This is a genomic window from Roseococcus pinisoli (assembly GCF_018413645.1).
GTDB classification, from domain to species: domain Bacteria; phylum Pseudomonadota; class Alphaproteobacteria; order Acetobacterales; family Acetobacteraceae; genus Roseococcus; species Roseococcus pinisoli.
This window is the reverse complement of the sequence record NZ_JAHCDA010000002.1, coordinates 188,346-207,570: the sequence shown is the minus strand read 5'-3', so window position 1 is coordinate 207,570 and position 19,225 is coordinate 188,346. Positions and strand designations below refer to the sequence as shown.

21 protein-coding genes and 1 tRNA gene are annotated in these 19,225 nt (G+C 67.8%); 8 read left to right on the top strand and 14 right to left on the bottom strand.

The window, feature by feature from the left end; genetic code table 11:
• The first annotated feature begins 222 nt into the window (after nucleotides 1-222).
• From KHU32_RS09805 to KHU32_RS09775, 7 genes are all read left to right on the top strand, one after another.
• Entirely contained in the window at nucleotides 223-951 is a 729-nt protein-coding gene (locus KHU32_RS09805) for a BRO-N domain-containing protein (protein ID WP_213669920.1), read from the top strand.
• A gap of 179 nt (nucleotides 952-1,130) precedes the next feature.
• Nucleotides 1,131-1,364 (top strand): hypothetical protein, encoded by a 234-nt coding sequence (locus KHU32_RS09800; RefSeq protein WP_213669919.1) that lies wholly within the window; start codon nucleotides 1,131-1,133, stop codon nucleotides 1,362-1,364.
• 474 nt (nucleotides 1,365-1,838) lie between these two features.
• A complete protein-coding gene (locus tag KHU32_RS09795; RefSeq protein ID WP_213669918.1) occupies nucleotides 1,839-2,318 on the top strand; it encodes a hypothetical protein in 480 nt (159 codons plus the stop codon).
• A gap of 3 nt (nucleotides 2,319-2,321) precedes the next feature.
• On the top strand, nucleotides 2,322-3,332 hold the full coding sequence (locus KHU32_RS09790; RefSeq protein WP_213669917.1) for a coiled-coil domain-containing protein: 1,011 nt from the start codon (nucleotides 2,322-2,324) through the stop codon (nucleotides 3,330-3,332).
• 62 nt (nucleotides 3,333-3,394) lie between these two features.
• Nucleotides 3,395-5,713 carry a hypothetical protein gene (locus tag KHU32_RS09785; protein WP_213669916.1) on the top strand — a complete coding sequence of 773 codons (2,319 nt, stop codon included), beginning with the start codon at nucleotides 3,395-3,397 and terminating at the stop codon, nucleotides 5,711-5,713.
• Nucleotides 5,714-5,796: 83 nt separating this feature from the next.
• On the top strand, nucleotides 5,797-6,093 hold the full coding sequence (locus tag KHU32_RS09780) for a hypothetical protein (protein WP_213669915.1): 297 nt from the start codon (nucleotides 5,797-5,799) through the stop codon (nucleotides 6,091-6,093).
• Nucleotides 6,094-6,264: 171 nt separating this feature from the next.
• Nucleotides 6,265-6,570: a hypothetical protein gene (locus KHU32_RS09775; protein WP_213669914.1), complete on the top strand. Its 306-nt coding sequence runs from the start codon at nucleotides 6,265-6,267 to the stop codon at nucleotides 6,568-6,570.
• 412 nt (nucleotides 6,571-6,982) lie between these two features.
• On the opposite strand, the gene KHU32_RS09770 is transcribed toward KHU32_RS09775, so the two are convergent.
• Nucleotides 6,983-8,500: a DUF6538 domain-containing protein gene (locus tag KHU32_RS09770; protein WP_408887843.1), complete on the bottom strand. Its 1,518-nt coding sequence runs from the start codon at nucleotides 8,498-8,500 to the stop codon at nucleotides 6,983-6,985.
• A gap of 91 nt (nucleotides 8,501-8,591) precedes the next feature.
• A tRNA-Thr gene (locus KHU32_RS09765) sits at nucleotides 8,592-8,666 on the bottom strand.
• A 464-nt stretch (nucleotides 8,667-9,130) separates the two neighbouring features.
• Between KHU32_RS09765 and KHU32_RS09760 the strand changes: the two genes are divergently transcribed.
• A complete protein-coding gene (locus KHU32_RS09760; RefSeq protein WP_213669912.1) occupies nucleotides 9,131-9,367 on the top strand; it encodes a hypothetical protein in 237 nt (78 codons plus the stop codon).
• A gap of 109 nt (nucleotides 9,368-9,476) precedes the next feature.
• On the opposite strand, the gene KHU32_RS09755 is transcribed toward KHU32_RS09760, so the two are convergent.
• From KHU32_RS09755 to KHU32_RS09705, 12 genes are all read right to left on the bottom strand, one after another.
• A complete protein-coding gene (locus tag KHU32_RS09755; RefSeq protein WP_213669911.1) occupies nucleotides 9,477-10,013 on the bottom strand; it encodes a DUF2441 domain-containing protein in 537 nt (178 codons plus the stop codon).
• Nucleotides 10,014-10,888: 875 nt separating this feature from the next.
• The gene (locus KHU32_RS23305) at nucleotides 10,889-11,014 is read right to left on the bottom strand and encodes a hypothetical protein (protein ID WP_283771041.1); all 126 of its coding nucleotides are present in this window, start codon (nucleotides 11,012-11,014) and stop codon (nucleotides 10,889-10,891) included.
• A 16-nt stretch (nucleotides 11,015-11,030) separates the two neighbouring features.
• Nucleotides 11,031-11,267: a hypothetical protein gene (locus KHU32_RS09750; RefSeq protein WP_213669910.1), complete on the bottom strand. Its 237-nt coding sequence runs from the start codon at nucleotides 11,265-11,267 to the stop codon at nucleotides 11,031-11,033.
• Nucleotides 11,264-11,911: a structural protein gene (locus KHU32_RS09745; protein ID WP_213669909.1), complete on the bottom strand. Its 648-nt coding sequence runs from the start codon at nucleotides 11,909-11,911 to the stop codon at nucleotides 11,264-11,266. Before KHU32_RS09745 ends, KHU32_RS09750 begins: the two co-directional genes overlap by 4 nt.
• A gap of 53 nt (nucleotides 11,912-11,964) precedes the next feature.
• Nucleotides 11,965-12,159, bottom strand: coding sequence for a hypothetical protein (locus tag KHU32_RS09740; RefSeq protein ID WP_213669908.1), 195 nt, complete (start codon nucleotides 12,157-12,159; stop codon nucleotides 11,965-11,967).
• The gene (locus KHU32_RS09735) at nucleotides 12,156-12,461 is read right to left on the bottom strand and encodes a hypothetical protein (protein ID WP_213669907.1); all 306 of its coding nucleotides are present in this window, start codon (nucleotides 12,459-12,461) and stop codon (nucleotides 12,156-12,158) included. Before KHU32_RS09735 ends, KHU32_RS09740 begins: the two co-directional genes overlap by 4 nt.
• Nucleotides 12,461-13,711, bottom strand: coding sequence for a hypothetical protein (locus tag KHU32_RS09730; RefSeq protein WP_213669906.1), 1,251 nt, complete (start codon nucleotides 13,709-13,711; stop codon nucleotides 12,461-12,463). The genes KHU32_RS09735 and KHU32_RS09730 overlap by 1 nt, the downstream gene beginning before the upstream one ends.
• The gene (locus KHU32_RS09725) at nucleotides 13,708-14,040 is read right to left on the bottom strand and encodes a hypothetical protein (RefSeq protein ID WP_213669905.1); all 333 of its coding nucleotides are present in this window, start codon (nucleotides 14,038-14,040) and stop codon (nucleotides 13,708-13,710) included. Before KHU32_RS09725 ends, KHU32_RS09730 begins: the two co-directional genes overlap by 4 nt.
• A complete protein-coding gene (locus tag KHU32_RS09720) occupies nucleotides 14,040-14,468 on the bottom strand; it encodes a hypothetical protein (protein WP_213669904.1) in 429 nt (142 codons plus the stop codon). The genes KHU32_RS09725 and KHU32_RS09720 overlap by 1 nt, the downstream gene beginning before the upstream one ends.
• Nucleotides 14,469-14,471: 3 nt before the next feature.
• Nucleotides 14,472-15,455: a hypothetical protein gene (locus KHU32_RS09715; RefSeq protein ID WP_213669903.1), complete on the bottom strand. Its 984-nt coding sequence runs from the start codon at nucleotides 15,453-15,455 to the stop codon at nucleotides 14,472-14,474.
• 120 nt (nucleotides 15,456-15,575) lie between these two features.
• Nucleotides 15,576-17,402, bottom strand: coding sequence for a hypothetical protein (locus KHU32_RS09710; protein WP_213669902.1), 1,827 nt, complete (start codon nucleotides 17,400-17,402; stop codon nucleotides 15,576-15,578).
• Nucleotides 17,399-19,225: a hypothetical protein gene (locus tag KHU32_RS09705; protein ID WP_213669901.1), complete on the bottom strand. Its 1,827-nt coding sequence runs from the start codon at nucleotides 19,223-19,225 to the stop codon at nucleotides 17,399-17,401. The genes KHU32_RS09710 and KHU32_RS09705 overlap by 4 nt, the downstream gene beginning before the upstream one ends.

Genomic DNA, 19,225 nt, shown 5'->3' with positions numbered 1-19,225 from the left:
TGGGGTGCTTGCATGATGGAGTGCGCGGATTCGGGGCGCAACCCCTCATGCACAGCGCGAAGCGACTTGGTGACGACGAGAAGCGGCAGGAGATGGTGGGCGACCTCCCAGGATTTTTCCCTGGGAGCGGGCCGCGCTCGCCGCGCCCCTGCGCCTACCCATGCTCTGCCCGCCGAAGCCGTGGGCGTTCGCCTCCAAGCTCATCCAGAAGGAAGCCGCCTGATGTCCACCTCCAACAGCCTGTTCGTGTTCCCCGAGACCGGCGCGAAGGTGCGCGTGGTGGAGATCGAGGGGAGTCCCTGGTTCGTCCACGCGGACGCGTGCCGGGCGACCGGCCTTCGACCTGGTACGGACGGATCGTTCCGACACCATGCCAAGCGCATCGCCGATGACGAGAAGCGACAGGAAATGGTGGACGACCTCCCCGTAGGTTCACCAGACGGGGGCGTCGTGATGGCCCGACGGATGTGGCTCCTTTCGGAGGGCGGACTCTACAAGCTCATCCTGCGTGCCCGCCCGGAGCGCAGCGACGCTGTCCGCAAGTTCCAGGACTGGGTGACGCGCGACGTCCTCCCCGCAATCCGCAAGGACGGCGTTTATGTCCGGGGCGAAGAGCTGCTGAAAGATCCAGTGGCCCACGGCCTGGACCTGAATGACCTCGACGCGCTCCGAACTCAGAAGACAGCCGCGCTGGAACAGCAGTTGGATGCCGCGAGGACTGCGGTGATCGCCGAACGCGACCAGCGGATTGCGGCGGAGAACCAGGTGCGCGTCCTGGAGGGGACCCTCCTCCTGACCAAGCAGCGTCTGGAGGAGACCGAACAGCAGGTGGCGGGCTCCGCAGCCGTGGCCGCTCGGGCCGACCATCTGTCCTTATCGGCGTTCGCCAGGACGCTGTTCGACTGGCCGGGGACGAGAAGCAGATCGTCGCGGTGGCTGACCTACCCGTAGGAAAAAACTACGGGTGCGGCGGGCTGGCGTTATCCTGTGTGTCAATTCTCTGACCCTATTACAGAAGCCCCGCCCACGCCGTGCGGCGCCCGCCCAAGCGGCATCTCACCGTCGCGCGAATGCGCGCCCCCCTGTCGACCTGTCTTTTTAGATAACCCGATCACGCACCCGGAGGCACCATGCCCAGCCAGTCCACATCGAAGCCCTTCATCGCAATCCGCGCCACGCAAGAAGACAGCGCGAACCTGATGGCCGTGGCAAACGGCCACCGCGCCGCCCTGAGCCATCCCTATGTCACGCCCACGGACGCCATGCGCACCGCCCTGCGGGTCGCCGCGTGGCTGGCCCAGAAGGGCGAATTGGCCGACGCGCTCAACAGCTACCGCGCTGTTCTCGCTGGCCGCGCGACTTAGTCACCGCACCCGACGCAAAGCCCGGCCCCTGGCGGAGCTACTCAAGTCGCTCTTCCGGCAACAGCGAACACTCGCGCCGGAGCCGCTCTCCTGCGGCACGCCCCACGCACAGGCGCCAGACCACCACGCCAACTCCTGCTGCGAACGCTACTCCATTCCCGAAGTTGGAGCTGCCCGAGGCCCCAGGCAGCACGCCCAGCCCGATAAGGCCCCCTAAGACGGTCAGGAAGACGCCGAACCAGAACACACCGTCGTTCTTAACGCAGAGCCACGTACAGTAGTTCAAGCGCCGACTCCCCTCGGACCGTCTCGCTACACAACAGCATCTGGCCGAGCCGCCGTGCAATCCTCGCGGCCCGCCACCGCCCGTCCATGGGCCATCACCGCGCCCGCCACCACGACACCCGAGCGCCGTCCCGCAGCCACCCCGGCGAGCGGGGAGGCGTCACGGCGCTCCATCCCATGGAGCATTCCGTGCAGACCAATCCTTCCTCACCCGGCCATCGCACCCAGGCCCCTCCGCAGCGCGCCAAACGGCGCTTCGTCCGTCCCGTAGAACTTCGTCCCGACCCCGTCGTCCGTGCTTCCGAGGATGGCAAGACCGTCTTCGTCGCCCTCGGCGGCACCTATGGCACCGGCAAATGGATGACCCTCGACGCCTCGGATTGGGCCGAGGTCCGTGCTTCGCATGGCGACCGCTGGGGCTGGAACCTCAACGGCCAGCGACGGAATGGGCGCGTCGTCTGCGGAGCCGGCCGGCTGGCGCACGTTGCGCGTCAGAACGGAGAACGGCCCACGGCGGTCCTCGCCAGGATCATCGCGGGCGCCAAGCGCGGGCAAGTCGTCTGCTACCGCAACGGGAGCGGTCTCGACCTTCGCAGGGCCAATCTCGCCGTCCTCAGTCAAGCGGAGGCTGCGCGCCGCCTTGCCGCGCTCCGGCGCCTGAGCGCCTGACTCATGGGTGTCGAAACCGCAATTATCGCGGGCCTGTCGGTCGCCTCGGCGGCCGGCCAAGCCGCCGCAGGTGCCAGCGCCGCGTCGTCCTCCGCCAAGCTCAGCGCCCAGCAAGCCGCCGAACAGGCCAAGCAGCTCGGGCTCCAGCAGCAGATGGGCGAGCTGAACAAGCTCGTCGCTGAAAGCCAGTACGACTCCACGATGCTCCAGCTAGACGACGCCGCGTACAGCAACGCGCTTTCGCGGGCCGAACTGGGGATCGCCCAGGACGACCTCAAGACCCGCCGGGGGGCCCTCGCGTCGGCCGCCCTGCGCGCCGGGGTGGACGCAGACCTGGTGCTCGCCAACGCCGACCTCACCATGCGCGGCATTGCGATCCAGCGAGCGTCCGCCCGTGCCGAAACGGTGAACACCCAGGCCAAGACCATGGCGGAAGCCGCTGCGGCCCTGGGAACCCTCGACGCCATCCAGGCGGAAGCCGGCTTGTCCGGCACGACCGTCCTGGCGCTGGCCCGAGGGATCGCCCACACGGAAGGCGCCGACATCGGCGAGGCACAGCGCGGCAGCCGCGAGGCGATGGCCACCCTCGACCTGGACCGCCAGAAGGCGGGCATCTCCACAGCGTCCTCGCTGTTGGACCTCCAGGGGCAGGTGGAGCAGATCGAGGGCGAGCGCGCGAACCTCGTGTCGAGCGAGCGCAAGGCCGCCCTCCAGACCGTCGCCCTGGACCTCCAGGACCGCGCCATCGAGCGCGACCGGCACAACGCCGGGGTGGACATCGCGGCGAAGCGCATCGGCGCCACCACGCAGAACGCCACCATCGCCTCTCAGGCCAACGTGCTGGGCATCCAGCAGCGTCAGGCGGAGCTGGCAGCGAGCATGGCGGTGACCAACGGGATTTTCTCGGTGGTCAACAGCGGGCTCCAGGTGGCGGGCAACTACTTCAACCAGCAGCGCCAGACAGCACGGGAAGCGGCTCGTTACGAGGCGCTGCGCCAGAGCGTCCTTCGATAGTCACCCCGGAGCCGGGCCGAGGGTCGGCTTACTTCATTCGCTTTCTCCAGGAGAACCACACCATGGCCGACAATCGGCTGGCCGCGATCCAGATGGCTTTCGGCGCCTTTGGCGGGGCCTTCAATTCGCTCAACTCAATGATCACCGCCGCTGGTCAACAGCAGCGCGTCGACATGCAGACCGATGCGCTCATCGCTCAGCAGGACGCCCAGGAGCTGCGGACGACGCTCCAAAATGAAGCCGCCGCAGACATCCTTTCGGGGCGCGGGGAAAACCCGGAGCGCCAGCAGTACGGCGTCTATCGGCGCACCGCCGCTGAGGTTCGCGGCCAGCGTCACGGCATGGACCTCGCCACCCGCTGGACCTCCGAGGTCTTCGACCGGGCCCCGGCAGGTGCTGACCTCCGCGCCCTGACGAACGACTGGGTCAAGGAGAACGTCGGGCGCGGCAGTGGCGACCCCATCTTCGACCGCACGGCCCTCTCCACGCTCTTCCGGGCGGTGGACATGGGGGTCACCCGGCATCGGGGGGAAAGCGTGCGGGCCACGCTGGAGGACAACTCCCAGGCCCTCAACGGGGTCATCGGCAGGTCCGTCCAGGCGGGCTCCTGGGGCGTCGAGGATGTCGGGCGCTGGGTCTCCCAGGCTCGCACCCTGAACCCCCATGAGCCTCAGCGGGCCCAGGCCACTGTGACCTCCGCGATCCTCGCTGCGACCCCGGCGACCCCGGCGGGCATCGAGCGGACCCTCTCGATCCTCCGCACGCGCGGCTCGGGTCCGAACGGGATGTCGTTCTTCGAGGCCAACCCCCAGGCCGGCATGGAGCTGGAAACCCAGCTCAACAACCGCCTCCAACGGGCGAACACCGTGGCGGGCTCGACGGCCTGGACCACCATGCGAGACCGCATCTCGACCGCCACGACCTCCACGCAGCTCACCGAGCTGCTCCCGGAGATCGAAACCCTGTATGGGCAGCACGGCGGACAGAACGAATACGCGGCGGCTCGGCGCGCGGTGACCTCCGCCCTGGCTCCGCTTCGTCAGCGCGAGGCCAACGTCGAGCAGATGCGCTTGATGGCCACGGGCGGCATGACGCCGGACCCGAGCTTCGCCCGACAGAACATCGACAGCTTCCTCCAAGCACTCCCGGTGGCGGAGGGGCAGCCCCGCGTCTCGCTGCTGACGCAGCCGGATCAGGTGGGCCGCATCGTCGCCCGCCTGGGCGCTCAGTCGGACGTCATGCAGGAACAGGCGCGCAGCGCGCTCGCCAACTTCAATGACCCCGAAGCGCAGAAGGCCGCCTTTCGCTACTACCGCTCTATCGAGACGGCCACGGGCTCCTCGCGTGAGCGGGCTCTGAGCTTCGTGTCTGAGGAGCAGCGGGCGCTCTATCGCATCCTGGCCGACCGGGCGGACATCTCTCCGGAGGCGCTCGACCGGGCGTTCTCGGCGCTCAGCTCAATGGGCGGCAATGATGCCCGCCGCGCGGCGGATGCCGTACCTCTGCACCGGCTGCTCAGCCAGCAGTCCCAGGCGCAGGGCGAGACGCGGCGGCGGACGCTGATCCAGAATGGGCTCAACGAATGGGTCGGCCAGAACAGCGGGTTCTGGAACACGATGCTTCGGCAGGGGTACTCCGTCCGCATGGACGCCGACCTGGAGGCGCGCGTGAACGGCTCCGCCGACAGCGCGGCGCGCGTGGCGTCCGCCCTGGGTAGCTCCGTGGACAACGCGGTGACCAACTCAGTGAAGGACTTGGGGGATCGCATCGAGCTGCGTCCCGGCGCGGACGGCGCGATCATCGCCTCCCTGCGCCGCACCAACGCCGACCGCCATGCTGATGGCGAGCCCGTGGTTCGCGGCGGCGTGGCCGTGACGAACCCCTCCACCGGCCAGCCCGAGAACACCCTGCGGACCTCGGTGCGCGACCTGTCGGACGCCCAGCGCGTCTTCGGCGGGTTCCTCGCGAACGGCGGGCGGCTGGGCCTGGGGATCGACATGGGCCGCTCGGGCCAAGGGCTCTACCCCGTGGTGCTCCAGGGGGCGACCGCCGCGCCTGGGCGTAACGGGGACGGCCCGGTCTACTTCGAGCTGGGCGGCACGGTGAACATTGACGGCAAGGAGGTTCGCCTCCCGACCGACATGGATGGCGCCCGCACCGCGATCCAGGCGGCGCTGCCAGCGTCGATGCAGAACGCGCCCCGCCTCGTCCTGGCTCCGGTCGATAGCGGCCGAGGGCTCCAGCTCTTCTACCGGTACGGCTTCACTGAGCGCGGCGCTACTGCCGAGCAGCAGGAGGTCAGGACGCGAGAAGAGCGTGAGGTCGCCGGAACGCCTGTCACGCCACGCCTCAACATCGGCCGGCGCGTGAACCGCCAATAAGCGCCGGGAGGGCGTGGCCTCTCTCTTTACAAACCGACCGGGCTCGGTGCTCGGCCCCAAGCCATCATAAGGACTCCCATAAGATGACCATTCCTCAGATCACATCCGCCGCGCCCCCTATCCTCATTCCGCTGCATTCCGGGTTCGAGGCGGCGGCGCTGCGGATCGCCCAGGCGTTCCCGCACCACCAGACCGGCAAGCCGCATCTGACGGTTGAGACCGTTGCGGGGCTCGCCATTGCCTTGCTCGATGGGGCGGTCGCTGCGGGAGCGACCCAGGCGCTCGACATCGAAAACTGGATGGCTCGCCAGTTGCGGGAACCAGTATCGGAACCCGCGAACGCGGAGGGTACCTCACACCTGGCGCCTCGGGAGGGCTGACGTTTGGGCGCCCGCGACGTTTTAGCGCTGCGGGCTCCCCTTCTACCGGGCGGCGCTTCGGGCGGGAGACGGCCCGTTTCGGAGCGCTTCGCCGAGCCGTCCTCCGATAGTTCCCCCGGGCCGGATGCTGGGTCCGGCCCGCATCACCAGCATTCAAGAGGAGAACCCATCATGTCCTTCCTACCCACTGGCCCCAAGGTTCCCGACATCACCATTTCGCTGCACTGGGGCATTCAGGAGGCCGCGCAGATGATCGCGCGGAAGCTCCACGATCCGAAGTCGGGCAATCCGCCGCTGTCGCCCGAGGCCGTGGCGTGGCTCGCTATCGGCATGATGGCCGATGCGGTCACGTCAGGCGCCATCACGTATCGCAGGGGCGTCCAGTGGATGGAGCGACGGATGAAGGGCGAAGCGGAGGAACAGGCGGAACTTCCTCCGCCGCCCGAAGTCGCGGGCCGCGCGCCGTGGGAGGACTGAGCATGGCCCGCCCGAAGCGCCGCGCACCCAAACCGATATCCTCTCGCCCGCCCGGCACGGTCTTGACCCGGCTGGCGGGCGTGACGCTCAGCCGTCGAGATCAGGAGAATGTCACGCGCCTCGCAGCACTGGTCCCCGACGCGAGCGGCGAGGCGTTCCTTGAGCCGCAGACGGCAGTGGCGCTCTCACTGGAGATCGCACGGCGCGTCGCCGAGGCCGGGGAGTTGGCGCAATGGCATGTGCCGGCGGTGGAGTCCGTGGCCACACCGGAGCCGCCCAGCGGTGATCCTGGGGACGTGCGAGCGTTTCTCGCCCAATATGCGCGTTCTGCTGTTCTCCCTGCACCCCCGCCCGTCGGCACGCGGAAGGCGGCGGGGTGCGGGAATGTAGAGCCGGCCGCCGGATGCTCTGGCTAGGCCGGAACGTCATTCCCACTGTCCAGGGGCGAAGGAACCCGCCCGAGGTCCTTCAGGACTTCGACGGGCATTCCCCGGAAGCCCTTGCCATAGCCAGCGCCCGCGTTCCTCGGGTTGTGCCGCCCGGTAATGGCGTCCTGGACCTCAGGCAACGCGCGAACCTTCCGTAATTCATCTTCCATGCGGTGGCGCCATGAATGGTTCGGAGCCTTCTTGGCATCGATGATTTTAACCGTGCCGCGCAGCCACCGGCCCATTTTGGAGATCGCAGGGGTAACGCGCCCGCCGCGTGGGTCAGGGGCGAGATCGGGGAACAGAGGCTTCGCCGGGTCCTTCGGGAACGCCGTAAGGTATTCGAGAAAGCCTTCTGCGATGATCGCGGGATGCAGCGGGATCATGCGTTGGAAGGTCGCGTTCTTCCCTTCACGCTGCTCGGTCGGGATCATGTCGAAAATCCACACGCCCCCATCCTGCCGCACATGGCCCCGTCGCATCTCTGCGAACTCGCTCACGCGGGCGCCCGTGAAACAGAGAAGCCACGGCGCCCAACGAAGCCAACCGGCTTCCCCTCGGGCGGCGATCAGGATGCGTTTTGCCTCGTCGTCGCTATACGGATCGACCGGCGCAGGTCCGCGACGAACCACTTTTGGAGCGAGCCCCGCGAATGGATTGAGGGGCAGCAGCCGATTGGTCGCTGCCCACCGGCACACCGCGCCACACGCCAGCACGTCGTCTGCGACGGTCCCAGGGTCGACCCCATCCGCAAGCCTCTGCCGCTTGAACTCGACGACGCCGTCTGCGGTGATTCGACGGACATCGTCGAAGCCGAGGATGCGGGCAACATGAGCGAAAGAACGGGCGTACTTTACCCGCGTGGCGGCGGCAGGGGTCCTCTCAGCCGCCCAGGCTTTTAGGAGGTCTTCCGCAGGGAGGCGCTCCTCGCGCTTGGGCGCCATGATGAAGGCGGGGAACGTCGCCGCGACTGGATCGGCGGACCAATCCCCCGATGCACGCCGCAGGGCGAGTCCTGAGAGGTCCATGCGAGCGCGCGCTATGGCCTCCGCAGTCTTTCGACGGGTCACGCGGTCGGCAGCAAGGCCCTTCTCCTCCAGCAGGATTGAGGCGGCCTCCATGTCCTCGGCGGTGGCGCTGACCGTTCCATCCTCGGGATCAACCCGATCATTCGCCACAATATCCGCTTCGGCGTCCCGGCGACGAGGATCACCGGGTTCCTCCTCCACCTTCGCAGCCTCGCGGCGGTACCAGTCGCCCACGATGGCAGCGACATCACGGGCACTGAGGCGGACGGTCGCGCCCCGGTGCTGCGCCCACGCAGCGGCAACACGGGCGTCAAACTCCGCGATGACGGGAGGCGCCAGCCGCTTCGCCTCCGCGGGGTCCCGCGTCCTGAGGCTGCGCTTGAGCGCGCCCTTCCCCATGATCGGACGCAGCTTTTCCGGCACGACCTTTACCACGCGGTAAATGCCGTCTGGGCCTAATGTTGGACGTGTCATTGCGAGGACCATTTATACCGCCCCTTTGTACCGGTGGGGCGCAGCAAGGTCCTGATTTTCCTGAAATCCCAGCCATGTCAAGGGCATAGCATGGTGCTGTTGGGGAGGATTGAACTCCCGACCTCTCCCTTACCAAGGGAGTGCTCTACCACTGAGCTACAACAGCTTTTCGAGGGGCTACCTAGCTTTATGCTCCAAGTGCCGCAAGCCCTCCCCATGACAGAAAATGACGAACGTGGAGAGAACAGGTCATGGCGGCTGACACCACAGTGACAACGCCCTTTCTGCCTTGTTCCCCATCCGTTCTCACTCCATGATCACCCCATGGCGGCGAACATGGGCAGGCCACGGCCGGCCGATCCTCTCTGGCATGTGCGAGGCGCGATCCTCACGGTCCGCTGCGGCAACTGCCAGCACGGGCGGCAGGGTCTGGTCAGCCTATGGGAGCGGACCCACCGCCTGGCGGCGGATACGCGGCTATGGGAGCTGCAGGGGCGCTCGGTCTGTATCTGCTGCGGCGCGAGGGAGGCCCGGATGGATGTCACATACGATTACGGCGCGGTCGAAAACTCATGGACCACCGAGCTGGTGTTGCCAGAGGCCATTCGCGATCGTGCCGGGAGGTAGGGCGTGGTCGTCCGCAAGCGTAAGGTCTCCGCCGCCCAGATCGCCGCCGCTCTTGAGGAGTTCGGCCGGACGCGCCACCGGTGCGCGCTGCTTCTGGCGGATCTCCCTATCCTCGGCCCTCACGCCAAGGCCGTCACGGATGTCATGCACGCGATCGACGCGTTCGCCGATCTCGTCACCGGGGACCGGGCGCACTTCCACGCCCGCATCTGCTCGCCTCCAGGGCCGCCCAAGCCGTAGCAACCGGCGCCCTCCCCCCGCCGCTTGCATTCGCCGCCAGGAGGCCGCCATTGACGAGCTGATCCGCAAGCTGCGCACCGAGGTTGAGGACGAGGCCTGGCACCACATCTCAGACCGCGGGAAAGCTCTCCCAGTTTGGGAAATAGACAGTGCCGCCGACAAGGTATTCCATCTTTGGGTTCGCGGACCGGCGCCCGAGCCAAAAGCGATAGGCAGCGTCGCGGACCCAGAGCCCGGCGGTGCCGGCGTTGGTGTACAAGTCCGCATCACCGAGGAAGACGTTAGCGTCGTCTTGGATCTGGACCTGCTCCAACCTTAGGCCGCCGAAGCTCTGCCACGACGATTGGGCCACGACGGCGTCGGCTCGCGACGCGAAGGCGAAGAAGCAATCGTTGCGCGAAGGAGCGGTGGGGGCGACCTCCTTCCGGATCAACTCAAAGATTTCGATCCTGTTAGCGTGCGAATTGAACACTTTGAAGAGCATACCGTTGGCTCCGTATTGCGCATCAGCGAAATGCTTGCTGCTGATCGTCCAACAGTTCAGTTCTCCCGGTAGCTTAGCTGAAACAGACTGGAAGAAACCCTTGTTCAGGCGCGCCCGGTCTAAGGTGTAAGCGTCTGCAAAGTGCCATGCATCAATTGGCAAAGGAGGCTCCCGAAATGGCAAGTCGTCCTGGGCTTCCTACCGTCGGAACTTATTCCGCATCAATACGACGTTTGGAGGGTCATGCTGCGCCTGCGCCCCAAACGCAAAAACGCCCGCCCTCGCGAGGAGGGCGGGCGCTCTGTGCTGCGGGTCAGGGCGACATGCTGATCCACCCTTACTGGCGCAGTCTCGAATGCCGGTGCCGAAGCAGAGCGGCGGGCGAGGGATTCTACGGGGCGCCGGATTAGCGGGGCAAGAACGAAAAAGCCCGGCGCGGGTCTCCCCGGCCGGGCTGGGCTGCCTAACAGCTTGTGAGGTAGTCCCGGTGGGTCACATGACATCCTCCTGGGCTTGGATGACGTGTCATCTCAGCGAACCAGGGGAGTCTAGCGGCCTGCGAATCCGCGGATCAAGCGCAAACTGCCCGCTCAAGGACTTCGCCAAGTCGGCCCAAAATTTCAACTTTGAGACGAAAAAGGATTCGACGGAATCGGGCATTGCCCCTATTCCGAGCGGTGCATCTGGGCACCTCTCCTGAGGGGCAGCCGTCAATCCCGGCGACTGCCCCTGAGAAGAAGGAATACTCAGATGGCTAAGACTATCAAGATCGGCCGAAATGCCGGAAATGGTCAGTTCACGCCGGTGAAGGTGGCAATTAGCAAGCCATCGACACACATCGTGCAGACGATCAAGAAGTAGGTTCCCGCCTAGCTTGATCGATCCGAAGGCGGCTGGTTTCGATCAGCCGCCTTCACCTTATCCGCCTACAAGTTGGTTTTCGTCAACCGCTTTATCGACGAAAATTCGTTCGAAAATTCGGTTCGGAATTTCCGGCATTTTTCGGCACGAAATTCCTGATCGATATTTCCCAACCCTCACCCGCACACCGCGCGATTGAACGCCCTGTCCGCGCCCATCCCGTCGAGCATCTGTTTCAGCGCCGGCGCGGCATCCAGCTCGAGCGCCGCCTTGGCCTGCAGCGCGGCCGGGAACTCCGTCACCCTCGGGCACGGCCGGTCAGAAACGACCGCCGCGCAGGAGGTCAGTAGCGCCAGCGCGCTCAGCAGCGCGGGCAGCATTGTCCGCATCGGTCCTGATCCTCTCTTGGGTTCGGGCCGCGTCGACGGCCACCTGGTTGCGGGCGTCCTGCGCCGCGTCGTGCCGGAGCCACCACACGGCCGTGAGCCCGAGCGCCAGCAGGCTCACGATCAGCAGCACGTTGCGGACGAACGGCTGCGCGAGGAGCAGGCTCACGCATCCCTCCGGCCGCGCAGCACCAGCACCAGGGCCAGCACCAGCGCCGCGACCACCACCGCGACGCCGGTCCACTGCGGGGCGGTGCCGATCGCCTGAAGCGCTGGCGCGATCGCAGCAGCAGCAGCGCCGATGCCGGCCACCGTCAGCGCGCCCTGCCCAGTCTGGGTCACGGCAGCCTGAACCACCGTCTCGACCGGCCGCGGCACGCCAGCCAGGCGCAGGCCCTCGTCGATCACCGATCCGGGATAGGGCTGGCCACCGAGCTCGACGGTGATGATCGCCTCCACCAGCGGCCGGAGATACGCATAGGTGTGCAGGTCCAGCGTCGTCAGATCGGGATCGAAGCCCGTGAGATCGGCCACCCGGCCGGCATAGGCGTCCGTGTGGTTCTCCGCGCTCGGCGCCCAGCGGGACACGATCGCGCGGATGGTCCGCAGCCCGTGCCGGTCCTGGTAGGTGGTCAGCAGCATCGCCAGCGCACGGATGCCGTACTCGTGGGACTGGAAAGTCGCGAACCGCGCGCGCCCGCCGACCGGAGCCGGCTCCATGCCTGTCTGGCCCTGCCAGTTGTTGGCGGCAGACCAGTCGATATTCCCGGGGTTCCGGTTGCGATAGCCGCGCGAAAGCGTGGGGTCGGCCATGGCCGCCTCCTCTCTCTATATGATGGTGGGATGCCGCTACCCGCGGCGGGGGCTCAGAGAACGCCGAGCCAGCGGCGGATCAGATCCAGGGCCGAGTTGCCGGTCATCCCGGCGCCGAGGAGCATCGCCATGCCGGCGATGATGAGGTTGAGCTTGTAGTTGATCTGCCGCTGACGCTCGAGGCACTGCGCCTCGTGCACGGCCTGCTTAAGCTCCACGGCGCGCAGCCGGGCGTCGTCCTCGCTCATGGCGCCACCCCCGCGAACTCGCGTGTCGGGGTCTCCGGGTAGACCCGCGCATCAGCAAACACCGGCGGCATCTCAATGCCTCGCCACGCCGCGTTGACGTGCCAGCCGGGCACAGGGATTTGCTCCTGGATATCCTCGCCGATGTCCGGGTCTTCGCCGACCACGGCGCCATCCGTGTAGATCGCGCCCACCACGTCGAGCGCTACACGGTGCGTCGGGGCGCCCCTGCCCCAGCCCAAGGCAGCAATCGCGGCCTCATAGGCCGCGCGATCGATGAAGCGGTGGAAGCTATAGGACCACATCAGACTGCTCCTGCTGCGAGGGCCGGCAGGTCAGCGTCCGGCACGATGGAGTTCCGCGCCGCCATCGACAGCGCCCCGAAGAGCGCCGCATCGCCGGCCACGTTGTTGCCGATGCGCAGCGTGCTCAGACTGCCCGGACCGCCGCTGACCTGCTGGACAGCGCCGCCCTGGATGCAGGCGCTGGCGGTGCCGGCGGCGAGGTTGACCGCGACGGCCCACCCGAAATCCGTCCCCGGAACCGTGCTGCCCAGGACGGCATCGGCGCCAGCTCCGCCTGTCGTACGGCCCAGGGAGATGCCCGCGCCACCCGCCGCGTTGAAGAGGCGGATGCGGTTGGCGTCGGCCCCAGCGTCGATCTGCAGAATGGTCTGGTCGATCGGCGCGGCCTGGGGGATCGACGCCCGGCCCGAGAGGGTGAAGCCCGTAGCCGGCAGTCCCAGCGCGGCGATAAGCCCGCTCAGGCTGTCGGCTGCGCGGGTCGTGGCCTGTATCGCGCCGGGCGCCGGCAGGCCGGGCGTCGAAGGGAACGCGCCCTGCTCCATCATGGGCAAGCCGATTCGCAGGACACCTGAGACCGTCGCGCCGGCAGGGATCGTCAGGCGGTAATAGGCCTGCGTCCTGGCGACCGCAGCGCCTGCCAGGATACGTGTCGCGTGTACCCTGGATAGGTAGTCACCCGGGCCAGAGACGTTAGTCGTGCTACCTGCGATGTAACCACCCGCCGCAGTCCTATCGTCGATGCTGATCTGCGCCGGGCCTACCCCGATTAGCCCAACAGACTGCGTATAAATCGACCCCGCCCAGGCTTGCCCCAGCTCCGCGACAATGACATTCGCGGCCTCTGAAAAAACACGCAGAAATCCGGCAACGCTCGCCGTCCCCGATATCTGTATCTCCAGCACCGGCGTCCCACGCACGTTGACGACGCCGAGCGGAGTGGCCGTCACACCTGTCGCGTTGAGCAGATCGACGGTCCAGTTGGTCGGGGCCGCGCCCGGCCCACCGCCCACTGCCCATGGGTTGCGCACGCCGTTGGACCGCGCGCCCTCGATCAGCAGCCGTCCCAGGCCGTCTGGCCAGCGGGGGGCGTCGTTTCCGACGGTCTGCAGGACGCCCGCCCCGTCGAAGTAAGAGGCCGCCGAGGCCCGGCTGAACGTCAGGCCTGCCGAAATATAGCCGGGGCCGATGACCGGGATGCTCCCGGCTTGCCCCCCCCAGAACCGGCTCCGGGTCCGGAGCCGGTTGCTCACGAGCCGGAAGCCCGCTGGAAGTTCACATCCGCATCGCCGCTCGCGGTGACGATCGCAACGCGCGACGCGCCGCCGGCGGTGAAGGTCTGGCTTGTCCGCGCCAGCAAGGGATAACCGCGATCGGCGCCCGTGGCGGTCACCGTGCCCGTGCCGCTACTCCCGAAAGCCAGGAAGACATCCACGTTGCCGAGGTTGGTGACGATCAGCTGTTCGTAAATGCTGGCGTCTGACTGGCGCGCTGGCGGCAGCGTGTTCCAGGTCGCCCCGGAGGACGAGCTCGCGGCGAAGGTCTTGGGGGCGCCGATGAGGGCGGCGGGCTGCTGGACCATTACTGGTGCTCCTCGATGTCGTGTTCGGTGGGTTCGGCGGCCGCGACGGGCGCCAGAAGATCCTCGACCTCTTGGGCCGTGATGACGTCGGCAGCACGAAGCGCGGCCACGCCCTCGATCGTCTCCGGGAACGTCACATCAACCTCGCGCGCGCTGCTCAGGCGGATCAGCCAGAGCAGCAGCGGCGGCGACTGCATCGCAGCGGCCGTGATCTCGCCCTGGCGGGAGAGCGGCAAGCGGTCGATGAATTCGCGCGGCGTCAGGACGCGCGGCGGAGCCGGCGGAAGCTCGGGCGCCGGTTCCGGCACTCCGCCGTCGGCCAGCCACGCCTCGTACTCGGTCCAATGCCGGCTGTCCGGATCAGGCGAGATGGAGAGGCCGTCGGCGGCGCGGATCACCGCCACGCCATGGGTGAGGCGATAGGTCATCGATCAGTACTCCGCATCTGCGCTGTACCAGGCGTTCGCGTCCGCACCGTCGAGCCGGCGGATCGTGCCGTTGCCCGCTTCGTATTCGGACCACCAGGTCATAAAATCTCGGTTGCTCTCGGTCGAAATCGGGAGCGCAGCGGCCTCCATCTGGGGGAAGCGTAGCCACGAACCTCCGAAGCCCGCGGCGGGCGCCGCGCGCATCCGAACCGGGTGCCGAACGATACCGATGAGGGCGTTGGAGACGACGATCCCCATGCCCAGTGTCGGGCGCCCGTTGCTGTCCGGGCGGCCGTATCGGTAGTAGTAGCGCTGGCACAGCAGCAGTTCCTCGCCGAACTGCCGCGGCGAAAACGGCTGCGCCAGCGCGCCGCGCCCCAACCTAACTTTGCCGAGCGTGCCGGACGAAAACGAGATACTGGTCGTCCCGCCGGGGAGCGTAATGGTGCCGCCGTTAGGCATGACCGTGGCATTGTTGAGGATGCCGGTCGCGGTGCCTTCCCAACTAATCGTGGCGGGCCCTGGCTGAGCGTTGGCGTCCTCGATGATCTGCTCATAATAGACGCCGCCCGGGATCGTGATCGTCCGCCCCAATGCGCTGCCCGTGTAGGTCACCGCTCCGCCGTTGATCACGCGCCAGCGGTCGAGCGTGTACTTGTTCGCGGCCACGGTTGTGCCCGACACGTACTCGCGCTGGTTGACCCGGAAATCGCCGTTGATGACCAGGTTGTCGAGCGACGGCATGGTCTTGACCTGGCCGAGCGTCAGAGCGTCCGTGGCCGCTGAGGCGTTCCCCAGATCAGTTGAGCGATAACCGCCCAACGGCAGGTTGCCGGTCATCGAGGTTTGCCCGTCCTTCGAAACCGACTGCGACAGCGCATTCGCGATGTCGAGAAGCTTGGCGTTCATCTCCGGGGCGTAGATGGTTTCACCAGGGATGAAATCGTTCCCGGGCAGGACGTAGGTTCCCGTTCCGTCGCGGGGCATGGCGGCTCCTTTTCGGCATGACGAAGCACCGCGCATCCGGTAGGATGGGCGGGTATGGCAGGCATGGAATCAGCGATTGCTACCGGCCTCGCGATTGCGATCGCGGGCGTGGTAAAAGCCCTATGGGCGGAGCGGAGCGACCGTTGGCGGGTCGTCCCGAGAGAGCAGAGCAGCAGCCAAGGGGGCGGATACAGCGCCGCCCGAAGGCCGGATAAGCCGCGCCGCAAGGCTTACTGATTCTGGCCGCTGGGCCGCCAGAAATGCGGCCATGGCCCGGCGCATCGGAGCAGAATACACAGCGGACGTGCCCGCCACTCCGGCGGCAAGCGGAGCGTTGATGATACCTGCCAAGCCGCCGGCGGCCACGCCCATAGCGGCGAGGCGGCCCGCGGTGCCGCTATCTGGGATGCTGCTCGGGAGAACCGATCTACCGGCCCCCGATAAGTCCTGAAGCAAAGCGTCGCCCCGGGCGAACGATTGATGCCGTAGGGAGCGATCTCCACTCCTTACGGCGGAATTCAACTGCGCCGGCGTGAACACCCCATCCACTGCCCCTACCCCGCTGCTTGCGGCATTTAGCCGTTGGAGCGTGGCGAAAGCGGTATCAACCGCCCGGAGTTGAGGAGCGACCTGAGGGTTCGCCCGGCCCAGCAAATCTTGAAGCGCCCGCTGGGTCGCGAGGAATGCCTGCCCGAGCTCCTGATCGGCAGGGTTCTGCGACGCCAGATGGCGAGTGGCCTGCTGGCCGAGGTCGCTCTTTATGGTTTGGTAAGTCCGACCATCGAGAGGGCCGCCCTGGAAGCGGCTGACGATCCGGTCCTGCAAATAATTGATGAATGTCTGGCGCGTCTGGGGCGTGAGGAATTGGCCGCCAACCGCTTGGATGTCCTGAGCGAACTGAGGATCCGGCGCGAAGGGCCGGGCTTGCGCGATGGCTTCATCATAGGCGCGCGTAACACGCTGCTGAAGGTGCGCCACCATTTCCCGGCCGGCCGACATACCCGCCGGCAGCGTGTCCCCGATCGGTTCCAGCACCCGATTGCCGGCGGCGCGGTTGAAGCTCTCGACGCCCTCCCGCCTCGCATTACTGACCGCGCCACCGATGAACGGGTAGGACGTGATCGCGTCCTCAGCGCGCTGGAGTAGGCCGCCCGTCATCTGACCTGGCGTCAAAGACACGCCGGCGCGCTGCAACTCGCGAACTTCTGGCCGGAGATTCGGCGCGATGGCGCGGCCGATCAGATTTCCTGCCAGGCCGCCCGCAGCCCCGAGTTGGAAGCCAGCCGCCGTCTGCTGGGTTTTCTCGTCCCAGTAATTGGCGTTCGGGTCCGTGACGGGCTGTAGCCCTTCCATGGCCGCGCCCGTGACCGCGCCGGCCCCCAGGGCGCCGAGAAGCGAGCCCCCGGCCGGAAGCGCGATGCCGGCCGGCAGGGACGCGGCGAGACTTCCGCCCAATCGCCCCAGGTCCAGCCCGCTTTCCCCGCCAGCGCCGCGGCGCGCCTGATACTCGTCCTCGCGCGCGACCGACTGCCGGTTGATGTCCTCCCGCGTCGCCGGGACCATGCCGAGTGCGCGCGTCAGCGGGCCAATCACCGGCTGCCGGTTCACCCAGGCCGTGGCGTCGTTCACACCGTTGACCACGCTTTCCGGCAGGGCGTTGGTCAGGAGCTGCGCTCCACCCTGGATCGGATCAGCCACGCCATGGAGGAGCGATTGACCACGGCCGAGGGGCTGCGGCGGAGCGGGGGGCGGCAAAGGCAGGTCAGCCCCCCCGTCGGCCGTCACCACCATCTCGGGCAGCATCACCGCGCCATCGGCCGCAGGCGCAGCGGCCGGCGCGGCAGAGGGCGCCGCGAAGCGCTGGCGCATGGCGCTCTGCATCACCTCGCGCGAGGTCCCAACGGGGAACTCGACAATGACCCCGCCGGGCCCTTCGACTTCGATCATTCGATGGCGCCCGTCTCAGGGTTGAACCGCAGCCTGCCACCGGCGCGCGGCGGCTCCGCCACCTGCCCCGTCTGACCGACGGGCATGCCGCCATTGTCGGCCGGGATGGTGCCGGCGCGGCGGCCGGCTTCTTCCGCCCTGCGGCGCCCGGCCTCGACGACATCGCGAAGATCCTGCATCGCCTGCCGGAAGGCCGAGGGGCTGACGTTGCGGCCCAGGCGCCCAATGGCATCGGTGGCCTTGCGCCCCTCCGCCTCGGTGATCTGACCGCCACCGCGGAGGCTGTTGAAGGCCTCCAGGAAGGTCTGCCCCTGGAGCTGCGCAACGCGGTTGGCGAAGTCCGCCATCGGCGTGCCAGGCAGGCTGCCCGTGAAGGCGAGGACGCCGGTCGTGTTGCGAAGCGCGGGGTGGCTTGCAATGGCGTCGATATCCGCGAGCATGCGGTTCGCGCTGGTGACTACCTGCGGCGCCCGAGCCGCGGCCTCGCCTTGCGCTTGGCCGATCCGCTCTTCGCCCTCGCGGCCGCGGATGTTGATCGGGCGCCGAGCTACGATCTGGCCGCCCTGGTCCACCGTCAGCATTTCCGTGCCCGTATTGATCTCGCGTGTGCGCGGCGTAACCGAGACCCCTTCGGGCAATGCCGGCTGCACCAACTGGCCACGATCGTTGGGCAGCAGAGGCACGACGTTTCCGTTGGCATCCGTGCCCATCACCGGGGTGAGGCCGACGCGCGGCTGGGCGCCGGGGATGTCCTCGAGGCGGCCGTTCACATAGCGCTGCCCTTGCGGGACTGGACCGCGCTGCTGCGCCTCCAACATCGCGCGCTGATGCGCTTCTTGCTGCGATAGACCCTGCGCCTGGAGTTGCAGGGACCGCTCGCGGAATGCCCGCTCCGCCGCCTGGTTCTCCGCCTGGAGCCGCCGCTGCGTGTCGGCCCGGGTGTTATCCGTCGATCGCTCCTCGCGCAGCGCCCCGAACTGCGCCATCTGGAGCAGCTGCGGCGCCTGCGCGCGGATCAGGGGGTTGGTGCTGGCAGACGCCGCGGCATAGGCCGCCATCAGCCGCTCCGGGCTCGGGACCGTCGGCGCGGTGAGCCGGCTGGCCATGGGCGTCTGCGGCTGAGGTTGAGCGCCGAGCGACGCGGCAAGCGGTGTGGCGGGAGGCGGGCCGGGCGGCGCCACAGGACCGGGCGGCGCGGCCAGGGGCATGACCCGGCCAGTGGGCGGCGCCACGCCGGCGTCCCAGCCGGGCAGCTCCGAATTGGCGCCGGGCCGCGCCGGATTGAACGCGGGCTGACCGGGCGGGAGGCGAGCCACCGAAGCAGCAGCAAGCGTCTCGGGCGGCGCATCGGTGAGCGCGTCGCGGCCAGCCACCAGCGAGGCGTTGCGCCCGTACATCGTCGGCGGCGGCGCGCCGGTCGGCGGCTGGTTGTTCGCATAGGGAATGGCGGGGCCGGGAGGGGGCGCGGCTTCAGGCGGCGCAGGCTCCGGAGGGGCAGCGCTCGCGACGGCGGGCGCCGGCATCTGCGGAGCGCTGGCGATCGGCGCCGTGGGCTCGCTGGTCAGGCCGATAAGCCCGCGGTTGAAATCTGCGGCGCCCTCGCGGTTTCGCGTGCCGATTTCCTGCATCTCGCGGTCGGCTCTGACTTGATCCCAGGTGGCCAACCCCTGCTGAAGCAGGGCCGCGAGCCCCTGCGTATGGGAGCGAATGGGCTGCTGTTGGGCGCCGCGCAGCAGCTCGTCCGCGAGCCGCCGACGGCGCAGCACGGCCGCAGCCTGCGGGTCCGTCAGGAATAGCTGGCTTTCAGCCTGGGTGCCGCTCAT